Origin of the sequence: Hyphomicrobium methylovorum (assembly GCF_013626205.1) — a bacterium.
Classification (GTDB): Bacteria; Pseudomonadota; Alphaproteobacteria; order Rhizobiales; family Hyphomicrobiaceae; genus Hyphomicrobium_B; species Hyphomicrobium_B methylovorum.
On sequence record NZ_QHJE01000001.1, the window covers coordinates 119,528 to 137,184 of the forward strand.

Sequence of the window (17,657 nt, forward strand, 5' to 3'; positions counted from 1 at the left end):
GCAGTCCTTTGCCCCGGATTTAGCTGCGTTTCTGCGCTTGGCCCAACCTTTGCGATGCTCTCTTCAAGGCTCGCGATTGGAGGGGTTCTTGGGCGCGGCATTCGATGAGATGACGGGAGGCGGCGGCGAAATTCGGGCACCGTACCGAGCGTTCGCCGAGTGGCTGGGTGTTCAGCACATGGAAACGCTGCGGCAGAAAGCTGCCGAAGCGGAGGTTCTCTTTCGCCGTTCCGGAATTACGTTCGCGGTCTACGGCGACGAGGAGGCTGCCGAACGGCTGATCCCGTTCGACATTCTGCCACGCATCATCTCAAGCGCGGAATGGAGCAAGCTCGAGCAAGGGATCGAGCAGCGCGTCAGGGCGCTCAATGCGTTTCTCTACGATATCTATCATCGCCAAGAGATCTTGAAGGCTGGAAAAGTGCCGGTGGATCTCGTGATTCAGAACTCGGCGTTTCTGCCGGAAATGATCGGAGTCGATCCTCCACGCAGCATCTATAGCCACATCATTGGTATCGACATCGTGCGCACGAATGAGAACGATTTCGCCGTTCTCGAAGACAATACGCGCACGCCGTCGGGCGTTTCCTACATGATCGAAAATCGCGAAACGATGATGCATCTGTTTCCGGATCTCTTCAGCCGGAACCGCGTGCGGCCGGTCGAGAACTATCCCGATGCGCTTCTAAAAACTCTTGAGAGCGTCTCGCCGCGCAATCTCGATGCGGAACCGAACATTGCTCTTCTTACGCCGGGAATCTTCAACAGCGCTTATTTCGAGCATTCGTTTTTGGCCGATCAGATGGGGATCGATCTCGTCGAAAGCTGCGACCTTGCAGTCATCGACGGCTTCCTGCGCATGAAGACGACGGAAGGGCTAAAGCGTGTCGACGTTCTTTACCGGCGCGTCGACGATCTTTTTCTCGATCCGCTTGTCTTCGATCCAACGTCACTCATCGGCGTGCCCGGCATATTCGACGTCTTCCGGTCCGGCCGCCTCGCGATCGTCAATGCACCTGGCTCCGGCATCGCCGACGATAAGGCGATCTATAGCTACATTCCCGAGATCATTAAATTCTACACCGGCAAGGAGCCCATTCTCGCGAACGTCGAAACTTATAACTGTCGTGACCCGGAGGGCCTGAAATATGTGCTCTCTCATCTGCCGGACCTCGTTGTTAAAGAGGTTCACGGGTCGGGCGGCTACGGCATGCTTATCGGTCCACGCTCGACGACGGACGAGATCGAGGCCTTCCGAGCAAAGATTATCGCGGACCCAAACAACTACATCGCGCAGCCGACACTTTCGCTCTCGACGTGCCCAACATTCATCAACGCGGGTATCGGGCCGAGGCACCTCGATTTGCGGCCGTTTGTTCTGGTCGGCGATCAAGTGCGGCTGATGCCCGGCGGGCTGACACGCGTCGCGCTGAAGAAAGGGTCGCTTGTCGTCAACTCAAGCCAAGGCGGCGGCACAAAAGACACCTGGGTGCTTCAGGAATAGAACAGGAATGCTCTCACGAACAGCAAACGACCTGTATTGGCTCTCTCGTTACGTGGAGCGTGCAGAGAACATGGCGCGCCTGCTGGAGGTGGGCTACCGCATTGTTCTTCTTCCGCGCCAGGATGAGGGCTTTCACGAGGAGTGGCGGTCGACGCTGGAAAGCGCCGGATGCCTGGATGGATATACGCAGCGCCACGGCGAACTCAACTCGCGGAACGTCATCCACTATATGCTGTTCGACGTCGGAAACCCGTCGAGCATTGCCTCGTGCCTCGCGAGCGCGCGGCGGAGCGCACGCGCGCAACGAACAGCTTTAACGCGGGAGATGTGGCAATCCCTAAACGGCTCGTGGCTCGAATTTTCAGCCATCAAACCGGCTTCCGTCACGTCGAACTCTCTTCCCGAGCTGCTCGATTGGGTACGTTCGCGCTCGGCGCTTTATCGCGGCGCCATGTTGAATACGATTTTGCGCAACGACACGTTCTATTTCAGTCAGGTCGGTACCTTCATTGAAAGAGCGGACAGCTCGGCGCGTATCCTCGACGTCAAATACTATCACCTTCTTCCATCGAGCGACCTAGTTGGAAGCGGCAAGGACAATTATCAGTGGGTTGCGCTGTTGCGCTCCGTTTCGGCACATCGGAGCTATCGCTGGGTCTTCAAGGATGAATACCGCCCACTCAAGATCGCCGAGTTCATGATCCTCAACCGGCAAATGCCGAGATCGCTGCGGTCGTGCTACGACGAGATCACGCTTGCGCTTCGCGATCTTGGAATTTTTTACGGCGCCCGGAACGATTGTCACGCGACGGCCGAGTCCACGCGAGACCTGCTGCTCGAGTCTCTCATCGAAAGCATTTTTCAATCCGGCCTGCACGAGTTCATTCAAGATTTCATCGCCCGCAACAATAAGCTGGGTAATGAAATTTCAAGCGCCTACCATTTCAGCGATTGAGGACCGGCCATGCGCATCTCGATTGGGCATGTCACGCGTTACACATACGGCGAACCGACCAAATATTCGATCCTGGCGTTACGCCTGACGCCGCCCTCGTTTCAGGGACAGCGCGTTATCGAATGGAAAATTCATGCGCGCGGCATTGAGGCGGCCAAGGCGTTTCGAGACGGTTTCGGCAACACGGTGCATCTTGTGAGTTGTACCGATCCGCACGTCGAGTCCGTTATCATCGCAAAAGGCATTGTCGAAACCGAGGAACGCGCCGGCATCGTTAGCGGCCTTGCCGACCCCGCGCCTCTTAATGTCTATCGCCGCCAGACGCCGATGACGACGGCCAACGAAGCCATCATTGCCTTGGCGCGTGAGACTGGTATGCATGAACCTGGACAGCCCGCCAGCATCGAGAGCATGCATCGCCTTATGCTTGCCGTGCGAGATGCCGTCGACTACCAAATCGGCGCGACGAACGCTCATACGACAGCCGCCGAAACGCTGCGGGATGGCGTCGGCGTTTGCCAGGACCACGCGCATCTTTTCATTTCCTCAGCCCGGGCGCTTGGCGTTCCTGCGCGCTATGTCAGCGGGTATCTCTTGATTGGCGACGAACCGGCCGAAGCGAACCATGCCTGGGCGGAAGTCTGGATTAATGACCTCGGCTGGGTCGGCTTTGATCCGGCAAATCGGTCTTGCCCGACCGATCATTACGTTCGTCTCGCTGCCGGTTTGGATTCGACGTTCGCCGCGCCGATCCGGGGCATGCGGCATGGCGCGGCGCGCGAGCAGCTTGACGTTATGGTCGAGGTTCAGCGGCATGCCAGCCAACAACAGTAAACGACATGGGAGAGGCGACGCATGACCTACGCCGTAGCGATCCGGCTTAAGCGAGGATTGGTATTTGCCGCTGACACGCGCACGAACGCCGGGATCGATAACATCTCGCAATATCGAAAGCTTCAGGTTTGGCGCAAACCGGGAGAGCGCGTGCTCGTGCTGATGAGCTCCGGCAATCTCGCCGTTACGCAGTCCGTCATAAGCATGTTGAACGAGGCGCTCGACGACAACGATCCGGGAACGCCTAATCTCTTCAACGCTGCCAACATGTACCGCGCGGCACGCGTCGTTGGTGACGCCATCAGAGCAGAGCGGCGTATCGATGGTGAAGCGCTGGAAGCCAGCAGCCTCGGCTTCAACAATCAGTTCATCCTTGGCGGCCAGATCAAGGGCGAAGGTCCCCGCCTCTTCCAGATCTACCCGGAAGGAAATTTCATCGAGGCGGCCGTCGACACACCCTTCCTTCAGATCGGAGAACACAAGTACGGCAAACCCATTCTCGATCGCGTGGCGCGGTCCGACATGCGCTTGGGCGAAGCAGCGAAACTGATTTTGCTGTCGTTCGATTCAACGCTGCGTTCGAACCTATCCGTCGGCATGCCGATCGACCTGGTGGTTTGCGAAGCCGACGTGCTGGACGTGGCGCGCGAGATCCGCATCGGTCCGGAAGACGAATATTTCCGCAAGCTTTCAGGCGCCTGGTCTGAGGCGCTGCGGCAGGCGTTCACAACCATTGAGGAATTCGAGGTCTAGTCGAAGCTGAGGGCTCAACCGCCGGCGTCTGCTCCCTGCCTCTTGTGGCAGGCATCCCTCCATTTTCAGCGCGCCGTCCGGCGCCCGGATGAAATTCCTCCGGACTCCGAGCGCCGGTCGTTGTGTCTTCAAAGATTGTTTTAGTCCTTCGGGCACCACGAAGATGTCGAGGACCTGCAGGGTGTATTGTACGCATTCGTCATTTTTTCAGCGGCGGCCCATTCGTCCGGATCGAGGCTATTGTTATTGTCGACGTCGACTGCGGTAAATGTCGGCGCCGGATCGAGCTTCAGCTTCGAAACGTTCTCTTCAAACTCCGTGCGGCTGACGGAGCCACTGCCGTCGGCGTCCAAGATCTTGAATTTGCTAGCCCAGTTATCGGCAGCGGCGACTGATCCAGACACAAGCAGTACCGAAATGAAGGCGATCCATTCCTTGGTCATCGCGTGTTCTCCATCGAGGGTTACGATGCCGTCGCTCGTTGCTGATACGGAGCCTGTGCTCGTTTTCGACGGCCGCACATCCCGCGTCTTTTCGCGGCGCACATTCAAGGGCAGCTCTGGCAATTCTTTCCGGGATTCGGCATGCCGAACGATCTAGTGCGGACGATCTAGTCTTGCTCGGAGCCGACAGCCACTGCGGCTGGCGCGACTTCCGCAGCAAGAAGACCAAGGCGAGTGCCGGAATAAACACCTTGGCGCAGTGGGCGCCACCACGCATCGTTATTCAGATACCATTCGATGGTCGCCGCAATTCCGCTCGCAAATGTCTGCTCGGCGCGCCAGCCGAGTTCGGTTTCGATTTTTGTGGGATCGATCGCGTAGCGCCGGTCGTGTCCGGGGCGATCCGCAACGTAAGTGATGAGATCGCGTCGTCTTCTGGATGTCGGGCGGTGGGCATCGAGACTATCGCAAATCTGCTCGACAACCGCGATGTTCTCCATCGGTGCGCGACCGCCGACATTATATGTTTCACCGATCTTTCCGCGCTCCAATACGCACGTCAGCGCTTTGACGTGATCGTCGACGTATAGCCAATCTCGCACTTGCCTGCCGTCGCCATAAACGGGCAGTGGTTTCTCCTCTAGCGCGTTCAGCAGCACGAGCGGGATTAGCTTTTCCGGAAAATGATACGGGCCGTAGTTATTCGAGCAGTTCGTAATCAATGTCGGCAAGCCGTATGTCTCGCGCCACGCGCTCACAAGATGGTCGGACGATGCCTTGCTGGCGGAGTAGGGCGAACGCGGATCATACGGTGTCGTTTCAACGAAGAAGCCGTCTCCTGGCAGCGTGCCGTAAACCTCGTCCGTGGAGACGTGAAGGAATCGGAATGCCGACTTCGCATCACCGCGAAGATCCGACCAATAATGCCGCGACGCCTCGAGCAGCACGTGCGTCCCTAGGATGTTGGTCTTGATGAACTCCGCCGAACCCGTGATCGATCGATCGACGTGGCTCTCAGCCGCGAGATGCATGACGGCTTGCGGCGCGACGTTGCTTAAGACGCTGCCCATGGCGTCCGCGTCGCAAATATCTGCGTGTACGAAATGATAATTCGGATGGTTGGCGATCGGCGCGAGCGACGCAGGATTGGCTGCATAGGTCAGCTTATCGACATTCACGACTGTCCAGCCGCGGACGCCAACGAGATAGCGCACCAGCGCCGAGCCGATGAACCCCGCTCCGCCCGTTACGACAACGCGCATAGTCTCTCCCCCGCCCCTTCAATGCGCCCCACAATGTCCCCAGTGCATACCAGAGGATGCCCGGCGGCCAGAGGGTGCAATCGTGTGATCCCTACAAAGACCTTCGGACTGGGGCTTAAATGCACACGTAGATTGCGCGCAGTCATGCGGCTTGGCGGCAAGTCGCCACTCGGCTGGCGGACTCAGATCGAGAGTTCGAGCTGAGCATCTTCGTCTGAAGCGAATTTTGAAACCGAAACACCGACCAGCCGAATGCCTATCGCAACGGGGTAAACAGATCGCACTAAGGCGACGCTGATCTCGTGGAGAAGCTCGCGCGAGGTCACTGGACGTGAAGCTGTCCGGCTGCGCGTGACAATGCGGAAGTCTGCGTATTTGATTTTGACGGTAACGGTCGCGCCGAAGCTTTGGTTCTTCTCGCACCACGCCCAGACATCATCAGCCATTTCGAGCACGCCTGCTTCGACATCGGTGGGGCGAATGCGGTCTTCGGAAAAGGTTGTCTCAGAGCCGGATGATTTGCGCGGCCGATTGGGCTCAACAGGGCGGTCATCTTCGCCGCGGGCGATGGCGTAATACCACGCGCCTGCTTTTCCAAAATGCTCTTCGAGAAAGTTGAGCGAGCGCGCCTTCAGATCGCCGCCCGTCTGTATGCCCAGCGCGTTGAGCTTCTCCGCCGTCACCGGCCCCACTCCGTGAAACTTCTTCACCGGCAAGCCTTCGATGAATTCGGCGCCGCGCTGTGGCGGGATTACGAATTGGCCATTGGGTTTGCGCATATCGGAGGCGAGTTTGGCGAGAAACTTGTTGTACGACACGCCAGCCGAAGCCGTGAGTCCGGTTTCGGCGAGGATTTGAGCGCGGATCTCCGTGGCGGTCATGGCGGCGGTGGGAAGGCCTCGCAAATTCTCCGTTACGTCGAGATAGGCTTCGTCGAGCGAAAGCGGTTCGAAGAGAGGCGTGTACTCCGCAAAAATTTGACGAATCTGCTGTGAGACCGCGCGATAGACTTCAAAGCGCGGGGGCACGAAAATGATGTCGGGGCATTGCCGGATCGCTGTCGTCGACGGCATGGCAGAGCGTACGCCGAATGCGCGCGCCTCATAGCTCGCGGCCGCAACGACCCCGCGCTTGGCGCCGAATCCAACCGCCAGCGGCTTCCCGCGCAGTTCGGGATTATCGCGCTGCTCGACCGACGCATAAAACGCGTCCATGTCGATGTGGATGATTTTTCGGACCGTGCCTCCGTGCATCGGAGGAGATTAGCATAGGGCCGGCTTTGGCCAATATTGCTCCGGGGGCACCATCGACGTTCGATCCACACCCGCGCAGGTACTGCGCGACATTCTCTCGCGCGTTTCTTATCAATTTCCTGAGGGACTGGAGACGCCTGCCATCAGGAGAATGACATAAGCTACGATGCAAATCGCAGCCACACCGACAACCGTCGCGATCGAGCGGCCGAACGGAAATCTCCGCTCTTCCTTTTCCGCCGTGTTACCGGGCAGACGTTGGGGGGTGTTCGGATTCTGGCCCGGGATATGTCCGGGTTCGAGAGACTTCGGGTCGGCCATGTTTTTCCGCCCTCTATTTTCGAACCTTAGGTTCAAGATCCTTCACCATCTGCAAATGATGCCGAAGTGTCGGCAACAGGTCGTTGGCAAAGGTTTTTAACGCAGGCGTTGGACCGCTCGTGGCGTAGGCCTCAAACTTTGCGACGGCGTCTTCATGCGCCTTGAGTTGCTCCTGGGTGTACGACGCATCAAACCCAGCCTCGGTCGTGAACACGCGAAGCTTTGCATATTTGGCCGTGTGAGCAACATCGAGGGAATCCGCAGGCGGCTGAATACTGGCTTCCGCAAGAGCGGCCTTGAATTTTTGTCCTGCCGCCGTGTGATCCGTAATCATTTGCTGAGCGAAATTTCGAACGTCAGCCGCCTTTCCGTACTTTAGGGCCAGCTCACTCGTATCGATTTCGAACTTATTCGAAACAGCGACATCAGCGACAAAATCATGAGTAGCCTTCGGAACTTCGGCGGCTTCAACGGCGGTCGCAAATAAGCAGGAAATAGCCAAAAGCGGCGTTAGGTTTTTCATCGGCGGTTCCTCCAGAAACTTCACCGACAATGCCCGCCGCGAGCAATCGTTCCGAAGTTCGTCTTTCGGTTGAAGCTATGAGCCGGGTGTGGAGTCTCAGTACTGGACTGAAATCATTGGCGATCCCGGCAGGATTTGAACCTGCGACCCTCTGCTTAGAAGGCAGATGCTCTATCCAACTGAGCTACGGGATCGTTTTGGCGCGTTCGCTCTCTTTCTTAACAGAGAGCCGCCTGAGGCCATTTTCAAGGCCAGAACACCGATAATCGGGGCGTTTCCGAAACGCAAGGCCGCTAGGCCCCCTGCAACGGCCACAATTATTGTACACCGGCCAGTTGAATGCTTCAGCCGCACAGTGCAAGAAAAGGGAAAAAGCTGCGACTGCGGCTTCATTTCAGTGGGGAAACACGCATGGCAACGTTGAGTGCCGCCGAGACGCCGGCGCCGGGACTTCTTGACCGCGCGCGCATCATCGCGAAACCTGGGTTCAATCGCTGGCTTGTGCCTCCGGCGGCCCTCGCGATCCACCTCTGCATCGGAATGAGCTACGGTCTCAGCGTGTTTTGGCTGCCGATGGCGCAGGCCCTTGGCGTTACCAAGCCGGTGAGCTGCCCTGACATGACGATCGCCCAGGCGTTGTTCACGACGACCTGCGACTGGAACGTCAGCGACCTGCTTGTCACTTTCACAATCGGTATCGTTTTCCTCGGCATCTCGGCCGCTGCCTTTGGTGGTTGGCTGGAACGCGCGGGTCCGCGTCGTGCGGGTGTTGCAGCGGCACTTTGCTGGGGCGGCGGGTTTCTCATTTCTGCATTCGCCGTCTACATCCATCAGCTCTGGCTTTTATGGATCGGCCTCGGCGTCATCGGCGGCATTGGCCTTGGCCTCGGCTACATCTCCCCGGTCTCGACGCTCATCAAATGGTTTCCGGACCGGCGCGGTATGGCAACCGGCATGGCCATCATGGGCTTCGGCGGCGGCGCGATGATCGGTTCACCGCTCGCAATCCTGCTGATGAACCACTTCAAGAGCGATCACTCTGTCGGCGTCTGGGAAGCCATGGCGGTGATGGGCTGCATCTATCTCGTCGCGATGCTGTGCGGCGCGTTCGGCTACCGCGTGCCGCCCGACAACTGGAAGCCCGATGGCTGGGTCGAGCCGCATGACCGTGCGCATGCCATGATTACGACGGGCCATGTTCATCTCGATAACGCTCACAAGACACCGCAGTTCTGGTTGATCTGGACGGCGCTGACGATGAACGTCTCGGCGGGCATCGGCGTTCTGGCAATGGCCTCGCCCATGCTGCAGGAAATCTTCGCCGGATCTCTCATCGGGCAACCGGGCATCAAGTTTGGCGATCTCGATGTCGGGCAGCATGCCGCCGTCGCGGCGATCGCGGGCGGCTTTGTCAGCCTGCTCTCGCTGTTCAACAGCGGCGGGCGATTCCTCTGGGCATTCTTCTCCGACAAGATCGGACGCAAGGCGACGTACTACTGCTTCTTCCTTCTCGGCATCGCGCTTTATGCCATCGCGCCGTCGTTGGCGCATATGGGATCGATCGCACTGTTCGTCGCCGCGTTCTGCGTCATCATCACGATGTACGGCGGCGGCTTCTCGACATTGCCAGCGTACCTCGCCGATATCTTCGGAACGAAGTTCGTTGGAGCCATCCATGGCCGGCTGCTGACGGCGTGGTCGCTGGCCGGTGTGCTCGGACCGTTGGTGATCGGCTACATTCGCGATGCGCAGATCGCGGCGGGCGTGCCGCGTGCGCTCGTTTATGACCGGACGATGTATATTCTGACGGGCTTCCTGCTCGTAGGCTTGATTGCCAACTCGCTCATTCGTCCTGTGGCGCAGAAATGGATGATGAGCGAGGCCGAGATGGAATCGCTACAAGCGGCTACGCCAGGGTCCAATGCCACCAAGGGCGGCCAAGGTATTGGCTTCGGCGGCCTCACGCCGGGCGCGCTGATCGCCTGGATCGCGGTCGGAATTCCGTTCCTGTGGGGTGTCTGGAATACGCTCACGAAGGCCGTGGCGCTGTTCGGCTAACGAGATACGCTTTGCGGCGGCTACCTACGGGTAAGCCCGCCGCTGAGCACTACTCAGACTATTGGAAACACTGCGCACCCCGTCCGATCGCGAAATGCGATGCGGCGCCGTTGAAAGCCCGGTCGCGCTCGATCAGTGCGTCCAGTTGGTGGTGCGGCCGTATCGGAAGTTGTCGGCGTAGGATTTCCGGATCGGCTTACGCGGCTTCGGCTCGGTAAGCGTGAAGGCGATGCCTTCGCGCGTCGCGTATGCGATCGCTTCTTCCTTCGTATCGAATTCGAGGCGAACCTGGGGCTGCGTTTCGCGTGCGCTTGTCCAGCCCATCAGAGGGTCGGCACGGCGTGGCGTCGTGTACTCGAATTCGAGCACCCAGTCCTTCGTCCGCGCTTCACCGGATTGCATAGCGGTTCTCGCCGGCTTGTAGATGCGCGCGGTCATTGTCGAGCCTCTTCGTGTCGTATTCCTCGTGAACCTAGGATATCCGGGTTCACGGAAAAAGCGACCAGTCGAGGTGCGGCATAGCTTCCGCTCTACGAGCGGGCAAGCGGATCTGGCTTGGGAGCCCTGCCCTCGCCCTACCAGCGGTAGCGCAGGCTTCCGATGACCATGCGCCCCTGGTCGAGATAGCAGTAGCCGGACGAGCAGACATCTTCGCGGCGATCGAAGACGTTGTTGGCGTTGACCTGCAGGCGGGCACCGGTGAACTTCGGATCGAGTTCGCCGAGGTCATAGTGCAGTGCGCCGTCCAAGAACGCATGGGCGTTGTTCTTGAAGGTGTTCTCGTCGTTGCCGAAGCTGGTGCCGATGTAGCGGACGCCGAGCCCCATGCCGAGCCCGCGGAACATGCCGGTGCGCAGCGTATAGTCACCCCAAATCGAGAACGTATGGCGCGGGATGCTGGAGAGGTCGTTGCCGTAGTTGCCTTCGGCATCGTCTTCGATCTGCATCGCGATGTATGAGTACGACGCCAGCAGGCTCAGGCCATTGCTGAGTGTCGTGTTGCCCTCGATCTCGAAGCCGCGCGAGCGCAGGACGCCCCGCTGCACGAGCACGGTGGTGATGATGCCGTTTTCCTCTTCGAACGGCTCGTTGACGAGACCGTTCTTCTGCGTGATGTCGAAAATGGCCGACGAGATGGATGCGTTTGCGCCTGGAACAAAATACTTGAAGCCAAGCTCTTTCGATTCCGCGGTTGCCGCCTTGAACGGATTGCCGTCCGTGTCCGTGCCGGTATTGGGCAGGAACGAGGTGCCATAAGCGACATACGGCGCGAAGCCAGAGTCGAACAAATATGACAGCGCCGCTTTGCCGGACCAGGCTTCGTCGTGCTGGCGCTCCGTGGTCTTTGGATCGCCGTCGTCCGTCGTATCGTTCGTCGTTTTCGTATCGACCCAATCGTGCCGCCCGCCCAATGTGAGAATCCAGCGGCCGAGCTTGATCTGATCCTGCAGATACGTGCCGATCATGAACTGCTTCTGCGACGTCAGCTCCGTGATGTTCGGCGTCGGAATGAACTGCTGTCCATAGTTGTAGTTGACAAGCGGCGGCACGCCTGTCGAGGCGTCGCCGTATCCGTAGTTTTCGGTGTACGAAACGTAGGCCATGTCTACGCCCGCAAGCACGGTATGCTTGAGCGGTCCGGTGGCGAAGCGCGCCTCGGCCTGGTTGTCCATGTTGAAGACATGGACGTTGCTTTCGATAACACCGTTGGCGCGATCCCAGACGTTCGGCGCGGTCTCTTCGATGATGTCGATGTATTCGCCGGTCGAGTCGAGATGGGAGTACCGTGCCTTCTGACGTACGGTGAGGATGCCGTTGACGCGATGGTCGATCTCGTAGCCGATCCGCTCCTGCGTCTGGCTGAACGTGTTGAAGTTCGGGTCGCCCGACCAGATGTCCGTGCGGCGCGGGCGCAGCGGATCGCTTAAGTCATTCCACCAGGCCATGTTGCCACCGGTCTTGGCGTCCATGTATTCGCCGAGGATCGTGACCTTGGTGTCGGGGTCGAGTTTGAAGGAGACGGCGGGCGCAATATAGATGCGATCGTCCGGCACGCCGTATGCTTCGGTGTTGGCTTCGCGGACGAGGCCCGTCAAGCGATAGAGCACGTCGCTGCCCGGCGCGATGGGGCCCGAGAAATCGAAGTTGCCTTGAAAGCGATCATAGCTTCCGCCGATGAGTTCGATCTCATGGAACGGCGTTGCCGTCGGCCGCTTGTCATACATGTCTACGATGCCGCCAGCATTGCTCGCGCCATAGAGCGTCGAGGACGGTCCGCGCAGAATCGTAATGCTTTCGAGCCCATACGGCTCGGTCCGGAATTGGCCGAAGCTGCTCGATATCTGGCGCAGTCCGTCGCGATAGATGCCGGAGTACGACGCGTCGAACCCGCGGATGTAGAAATTGTCGAAGCGTGGATCGAAGCCCGAGTTGTTGACGCGCGTGCCCGGAACGTAGCCGAATGCATCGGACAGACTTTGCGGCTTGCGGTCTTCGAGCTGCTTACGCGTCACAGTCGAGATGGACTGCGGAATTTCCTTCACCGGCGTGTCGGTCTTGGTTGCGACCGAGCTTTCGACTGACACATAGCCGTCCGTCGTGGTCAGCGGCACGCTGCTGCCGTCGCTTGGCTGCTGGTCGATTGCGAAATCTGGCGCGGGAGAGATCGTCGCTTGCGCTACGGGTGCCGACTTGATCTTCGCGGCCTTGGTAGACTTCTTCTTCGCTGGCTTCTTGGCACTGGCGTCGCCCTGGACGACAACCTCGGGCAATTGCGTCGTCGCCGCCTGATTTGTCGAGTCCGTCTGTTGCGCATGGGCCGAAATCGACGCAATCGACGAGCCGCAAGCGAATGCGAACAGCGCCAACACATTGGCGCTCGTTCCCTTCAACATGGATGCCCCCCGGCAAAATGAATAAATTGATGCCTGTGCGTAGCGCGCTGACCCGACGCGTCAAGGGCTATTGTAGACCAAAAAGGAATAAAATTATCCGGCGTGTCCGATGGGTATCCGACCAGCGGCTTAAAGCTCTATTCGAGACTTTTTCCCACCTCGGCTAATACGCTTCCGGACTGGGTTCTCATCGCTTTTGCTAAAACCTAGCCAACCTCTCATCAACCGGCACCGGGATCGTCGCTTGGTGAACGCCGCATCTGATGACTGTGACTAATCACAGTAGACCGTCCGCGCGCTCCGTCTACTTATCGCGCAGGTGGTTTCCGGACTCGCTGTCATGCTCAAGTGGAAATATTTGGTTCTGATCGTGCTCTGCGGCGCGGCGCTGGTTTCGTTCTTTCTCTACGCCGACGCAGGCATCGATAAGGCTCGCGCTCCATCGACTGAGGCGAGCAAAGCCGCTGCGGCGATAACCTCCCCGCAGAACACCGACACAGTCGTGCTCTCGAATGACCAGATTACGTCTTTGAAAATCGCGCCGGCGCACGAGAAAATATTCAGCGATGAGAAAGAAGAAATCGGAACGATCAGCTTCAACGAAGACCTGACCGTTCAAGTCTATCCGCCGTACGCGGGCCGCATCATTTCGGTGTTCGGAGAGACGGGGCAAAACGTCAAGAAGGGCGATATCCTCTTCACTTTGGATAGCCCTGATCTTCTTCAAGCCGTGTCGTCGGTCATTTCTGCTGCGGGCGTCTCTGAACTGACGACCCGGAATTTGAAACGCTTGCGCGAACTCCTCAAGACGCATGCCACAGCAGAAAAAGATGTCGAGCAGGCAATCTCCGATCAGCAGAGCGCAGAGGGCGCGCTGCACACTGCACGGAACACGTTGCACGTCTTCGGCAAGACTGACGCGGAAATAGATAACATCATTGAACATCGGCTGGCAGATGCGACCCTGATCGTCAAAAGCCCGGTCGATGGGCGCATCACGCTGCGCAATGCCTCTCCCGGTCTCTTCGTTCAACCCGGTAGCGGCGTGGCTCCCTACACCGTGGCTAATATGGATACGATGTGGATGATCGCGAACGTTCCTGAGATGGACAGTCCGGCATTCCGGCCCGGTCAGCGTGTCCAAGTTAAAGTGGATGCTTTTCCGGGGCGCTCATTCGATGGACAGATCACGTTGGTTGACGCGATGGTCGACCCCAACACGCGGCGCGTTCTCGTTCGCTCTGAAGTCAAAAATCCCGATCACGAGTTGCGCTCCGGCATGTTCTCTAAATTTGTGATCTGGACGGGAGATCCCTCTCCGTCGATCGCGGTGCCTCTCAATGCGGTCGTGCGTGAAGGTGACGGATCGATGACGGTTTGGGTTTCGGAGGGAGCGAATGCCTTCGGGCGCCGCGTCATTCAAACGGGCGCTGCGCAAGACGGGTTCTGGCAAATCCTCAAGGGGCTGAAATCCGGCGAGCGTGTGGTCGCCGAAGGTGGCCTTTTCCTTTCCAACGAAAGTTCCGGCGCAACCGAATAAGCGAATAACTCCGCAAGTTTTCCGCGCAATGCGCTGCCCTCCTCCCGCAATTCATTCCAGGTCAATCTGTTGCTGAAGAAACTGCTCATCATCGGGTTGACCCAGCGACTGCTCGTGCTGCTCGCGCTCGCAGGTTTTGGCGTCGCGGGCCTCTATGCCTTCACTCATCTCAACATCGAAGCGTATCCGAATCCGGCACCTGTCATTCTTGAGATCACCGCGCAAGCGCCCGGCCTCTCAGCCGAAGAGATGGAGCGTTACTACACCATTCCGATGGAAGTCGGTCTTGCGGCCACGCCGGGCGTCAGCGTGATCCGATCGACTTCGTTTTACGGTCTCTCCTTCGTCCGCGTCGTCTTCAAATACGATATCGACTATTATTTTGCCCTGACGCGCGCAGCTTTCAGTCTGCAGCAAAACGTAAGTCTTCCAAATGGCGTTCAGCCAACGATCCAGAGCTCAAGTCTCGTCGGAGAGGTGTATCGATATCAGTTGGTCGGGCCACCGCATTACGGACTGACCAATCTCCGGACGCTGCAAGACTGGGTGATCCAGCGACGCCTGCTGACCGTCGAAGGCGTCGTGCAGGTTAATACCTGGGGCGGGACGACCAAGGAATTTGAAGTCGAGGTGAACCTCGACAAGCTCGATCGTTACAACGTGACGATCCCGCAAGTCATCGCCGCGATCGGAAACGCGAATATCAACGTCGGTGGTCGCACAATCAATTTCGGCCAGCAATCCGTCAACATTCGCGGCATCGGTCTGTTCGACAGCGGCGGAGAAGACGACCTGCGAAACGGATATCGCGTCAACGATATCGAGAATGTGGTTCTCACTCAGGCGAACGGCGCGCCGATCACGATCAAGGATATTGCGAAAGTCACGGTCGGATATGTGCCACGCTTGGGAAAAGCGGGCATGAACACGCAAGACGATGTCGTCGCTGCGATCGTGGTGATGAATCCCACGATGCACACGAACGACGTGTTGCCGAGGATCAAAGCCGAAGTTCAGAAAATGAACGTGGATGGGACCTTGCCACCAGGTGTCAAGCTCGTCCCCTTTTACGACCGCAGCGGGCTCGTCGGAATTACGACGGCGACCGTCATGCACAACGTGCTCTTCGGGTGCCTCCTCATTTTCTTAATTCAGTGGACGTTTCTCGGCGATCTAAGGAGCGCAATTATCGTCGGGATCAACATTCCGTTTGCGCTGCTATTCAGTATCATCATTCTCGTGCTGCGCGGTGAGGACGCGAACCTGCTGTCTCTTGGCGCGGTCGATTTCGGCATCATCGTGGATGCGGCGGTCATCCTCGTCGAAAACGTATTCCGGAATTTGCAAGCCGGATCGGCGCAGAGAGCGAGCCTGCTGCAGAGCCTTCGGAACGGCGCCTATGGCCCCGATCCGAGCCAACCGAAGGCCAATTCGACGGACGCCACCTGGACCGATCGCATGCGTCTGATCTTCATCAGCGGTGCGCAGGTGGACAAATCCATCCTGTTCTCAACGATGATCATCGTTGCGGCATTCATCCCGTTGTTTGCTATGGAGGGTGTCGAGGGTCGGATTTTCGGACCAATGGCGCGGACATACGCTTACGCGCTTTCCGGTGCGTTGCTCGCTTGCTTCACGATTACCCCGTGCCTCTGCTCACTTTTGCTTCCCGACAAAGTGCATGAGGTCGAAACGAGGGTCGTTAAAGTTCTGCGGCGCGTTTATTCGCGGCTTCTCGGATTGTCGCTCTCGTTTCGCAAGTTGACGGTTGCACTCGGCGTAGTGGCGGTTGCGGTGGCTGGTCTTGCGGCTTCTCGGCTCGGTAGCGAATTCATGCCGACGCTCGAAGAAGGCAATCTCTGGATAAGAGTGTCGATGCCGCCGACGATCTCGCTCGAAGCAGGAATGCCCATCGTTCAGAAGGTTCGGGAGATCATCTATCATCACCCCGAAGTTATTTCCGTCGTTTCGCAGCACGGACGGCCGGACAACGGAAGCGACGCGGCGGGGTTCAACAACGCCGAATTCTTTGCGCCCCTAAAGCCATACGCCGAGTGGCCGGCGGGCTTCACGAAGGAGGACCTTATTGAAGACATTCGGAAGGAGGTCACCAGCAAGTTTTCCGGCATCGGTTTGAATTTCTCGCAGTACATTCAAGACAACGTTCAAGAGCAGCTTTCCGGCGTTAAAGGTGCAAACTCGATCAAAATCATAGGGCCCAATCTAGGCAAGCTTCAGAAGATCGCCGAAGACGTCGTCAAGGAAATATCGTCGGTTCGCGGAATTACGGATGTCGGCGTGTTTCCTGTGCTGGGCCAACCCAATCTCAACATCAAGATCAATCGGCAACAGGCCGCCCGCTATGGTTTGAACGCTGGCGACATGACGGCTGTTATCCAGGCGGCCCTTGGCGGCGCGGAGGCAACCACGCTCCTCGAAGCCGATCGGCAGTTCGCCGTAACGGTGAGACTCGCTGCCGAGTATCGCGAAAACATCGACCGCATTCGGAAAATCCGTGTCGGTATTCCGACGCCGAGCGGTACGAACGCCTACGTGCCACTTTCCGAACTCGCCGATATCAACCTCGAAACAGGCGCGTCCTATATCTATCACGAATCCAACCAGCGCTACATTCCGGTAAAGTTCAGCGTTCGCGACCGCGACCTGTCCAGCGCGATCATGGAAGCTCAAGAGCGGATCGCGAAATCGATAAAGCTTGAGCCGGGATATCGCATCGATTGGGCGGGCGAATATCAATGGCTTCAGCAGGCCAAGCAAAGGCTCACGATCATCATTCCGATCACGCTCGTTTTGGTTTTCCTGATGCTCTACGTGCTGTTCAAATCCTGGCGGGACAGCTTCATGGCGCTACTCGGAATTCCCTTTTCCATTTGCGGCGGCATATTTGCGCTCTACGCCATGAATCTGCCGTTCAGCATTAGCGCGGCGATCGGGTTCATTTCGCTCTTCGGCGTGTCTGTCATGAGCGCGGTGTTGTTGATCAACGCCTATAAGGAGTCGCTGGCAAAGGGCCTGTCATCCGTCAATGCAATGTTCGAAGCGGGCGAACGGCAAATGCGACCGATCCTCATGATGACGCTATCGGCATGCATCGGACTGCTGCCTGCAGCACTTTCAACCGGGATCGGTAGCCAGATCCAGCGTCCACTCGCGACAGTGATCGTCGGCGGCATGCTTATCGGTCCGGTGATGCTGCTGCTGGTCGTGCCGGCTCTGTTCGTCATGCTCGGCGGAAGAAATCCGGACAGTAAAATCTCCGAAAAACCGCAAGAGGATGACGTTCATGAGTAGCACTC

14 protein-coding genes and 1 tRNA gene are annotated in these 17,657 nt (G+C 58.1%); 7 read left to right on the forward strand and 8 right to left on the reverse strand.

From position 1 onward, the window contains the following. The first annotated feature begins 109 nt into the window (after nt 1-109). From DLM45_RS00590 to DLM45_RS00605, 4 genes are read left to right on the forward strand one after another with little or no spacing between them, the layout of a single operon-like run. Nucleotides 110-1,504: a circularly permuted type 2 ATP-grasp protein gene (locus DLM45_RS00590; RefSeq protein WP_181338135.1), complete on the forward strand. Its 1,395-nt coding sequence runs from the start codon at nt 110-112 to the stop codon at nt 1,502-1,504. Between the two features lie 7 nt (nt 1,505-1,511). After that, on the forward strand, nt 1,512-2,459 hold the full coding sequence (locus tag DLM45_RS00595) for an alpha-E domain-containing protein (RefSeq protein ID WP_181335071.1): 948 nt from the start codon (nt 1,512-1,514) through the stop codon (nt 2,457-2,459). 9 nt (nt 2,460-2,468) lie between these two features. After that, nucleotides 2,469-3,293, forward strand: coding sequence for a transglutaminase family protein (locus DLM45_RS00600; RefSeq protein ID WP_181335072.1), 825 nt, complete (start codon nt 2,469-2,471; stop codon nt 3,291-3,293). A 21-nt stretch (nt 3,294-3,314) separates the two neighbouring features. Then, nucleotides 3,315-4,046 carry a proteasome-type protease gene (locus tag DLM45_RS00605; protein ID WP_181335073.1) on the forward strand — a complete coding sequence of 244 codons (732 nt, stop codon included), beginning with the start codon at nt 3,315-3,317 and terminating at the stop codon, nt 4,044-4,046. 140 nt (nt 4,047-4,186) lie between these two features. Here DLM45_RS00605 and DLM45_RS00610 read toward each other — a convergent pair whose 3' ends face one another. The 6 genes from DLM45_RS00610 to DLM45_RS00635 form a co-directional block, all read right to left on the reverse strand. Next, a complete protein-coding gene (locus DLM45_RS00610) occupies nt 4,187-4,489 on the reverse strand; it encodes an EF-hand domain-containing protein (RefSeq protein ID WP_181335074.1) in 303 nt (100 codons plus the stop codon). Nucleotides 4,490-4,656: 167 nt separating this feature from the next. Then, a complete protein-coding gene (gene rfbB / locus DLM45_RS00615; RefSeq protein WP_181335075.1) occupies nt 4,657-5,751 on the reverse strand; it encodes a dTDP-glucose 4,6-dehydratase in 1,095 nt (364 codons plus the stop codon). A 182-nt stretch (nt 5,752-5,933) separates the two neighbouring features. Further along, the gene (dinB, locus tag DLM45_RS00620) at nt 5,934-7,004 is read right to left on the reverse strand and encodes a DNA polymerase IV (RefSeq protein ID WP_181335076.1); all 1,071 of its coding nucleotides are present in this window, start codon (nt 7,002-7,004) and stop codon (nt 5,934-5,936) included. A gap of 111 nt (nt 7,005-7,115) precedes the next feature. Next, nucleotides 7,116-7,325, reverse strand: coding sequence for a hypothetical protein (locus tag DLM45_RS00625; protein ID WP_181335077.1), 210 nt, complete (start codon nt 7,323-7,325; stop codon nt 7,116-7,118). Nucleotides 7,326-7,338: 13 nt separating this feature from the next. After that, nucleotides 7,339-7,848, reverse strand: coding sequence for a DUF4142 domain-containing protein (locus tag DLM45_RS00630; RefSeq protein WP_181335078.1), 510 nt, complete (start codon nt 7,846-7,848; stop codon nt 7,339-7,341). A gap of 117 nt (nt 7,849-7,965) precedes the next feature. Next, nucleotides 7,966-8,042 (reverse strand) — tRNA-Arg (locus DLM45_RS00635). Nucleotides 8,043-8,259: 217 nt separating this feature from the next. Here DLM45_RS00635 and DLM45_RS00640 point away from each other — a divergent pair. After that, nucleotides 8,260-9,906, forward strand: a complete 1,647-nt coding sequence (locus DLM45_RS00640) for an OFA family MFS transporter (protein WP_181335079.1) — start codon at nt 8,260-8,262, stop codon at nt 9,904-9,906. A 132-nt stretch (nt 9,907-10,038) separates the two neighbouring features. On the opposite strand, the gene DLM45_RS00645 is transcribed toward DLM45_RS00640, so the two are convergent. After that, nucleotides 10,039-10,344 carry an ETC complex I subunit gene (locus DLM45_RS00645; protein ID WP_181335080.1) on the reverse strand — a complete coding sequence of 102 codons (306 nt, stop codon included), beginning with the start codon at nt 10,342-10,344 and terminating at the stop codon, nt 10,039-10,041. A gap of 137 nt (nt 10,345-10,481) precedes the next feature. Continuing rightward, nucleotides 10,482-12,800 carry a TonB-dependent siderophore receptor gene (locus DLM45_RS00650; RefSeq protein WP_181335081.1) on the reverse strand — a complete coding sequence of 773 codons (2,319 nt, stop codon included), beginning with the start codon at nt 12,798-12,800 and terminating at the stop codon, nt 10,482-10,484. A gap of 340 nt (nt 12,801-13,140) precedes the next feature. Between DLM45_RS00650 and DLM45_RS00655 the strand changes: the two genes are divergently transcribed. Both DLM45_RS00655 and DLM45_RS00660 read left to right on the forward strand, forming a co-directional pair. After that, nucleotides 13,141-14,340, forward strand: a complete 1,200-nt coding sequence (locus DLM45_RS00655) for an efflux RND transporter periplasmic adaptor subunit (RefSeq protein WP_210269769.1) — start codon at nt 13,141-13,143, stop codon at nt 14,338-14,340. Nucleotides 14,341-14,409: 69 nt separating this feature from the next. After that, the gene (locus DLM45_RS00660; RefSeq protein ID WP_181335082.1) at nt 14,410-17,652 is read left to right on the forward strand and encodes an efflux RND transporter permease subunit; all 3,243 of its coding nucleotides are present in this window, start codon (nt 14,410-14,412) and stop codon (nt 17,650-17,652) included. Nucleotides 17,653-17,657 lie beyond the last annotated feature (5 nt).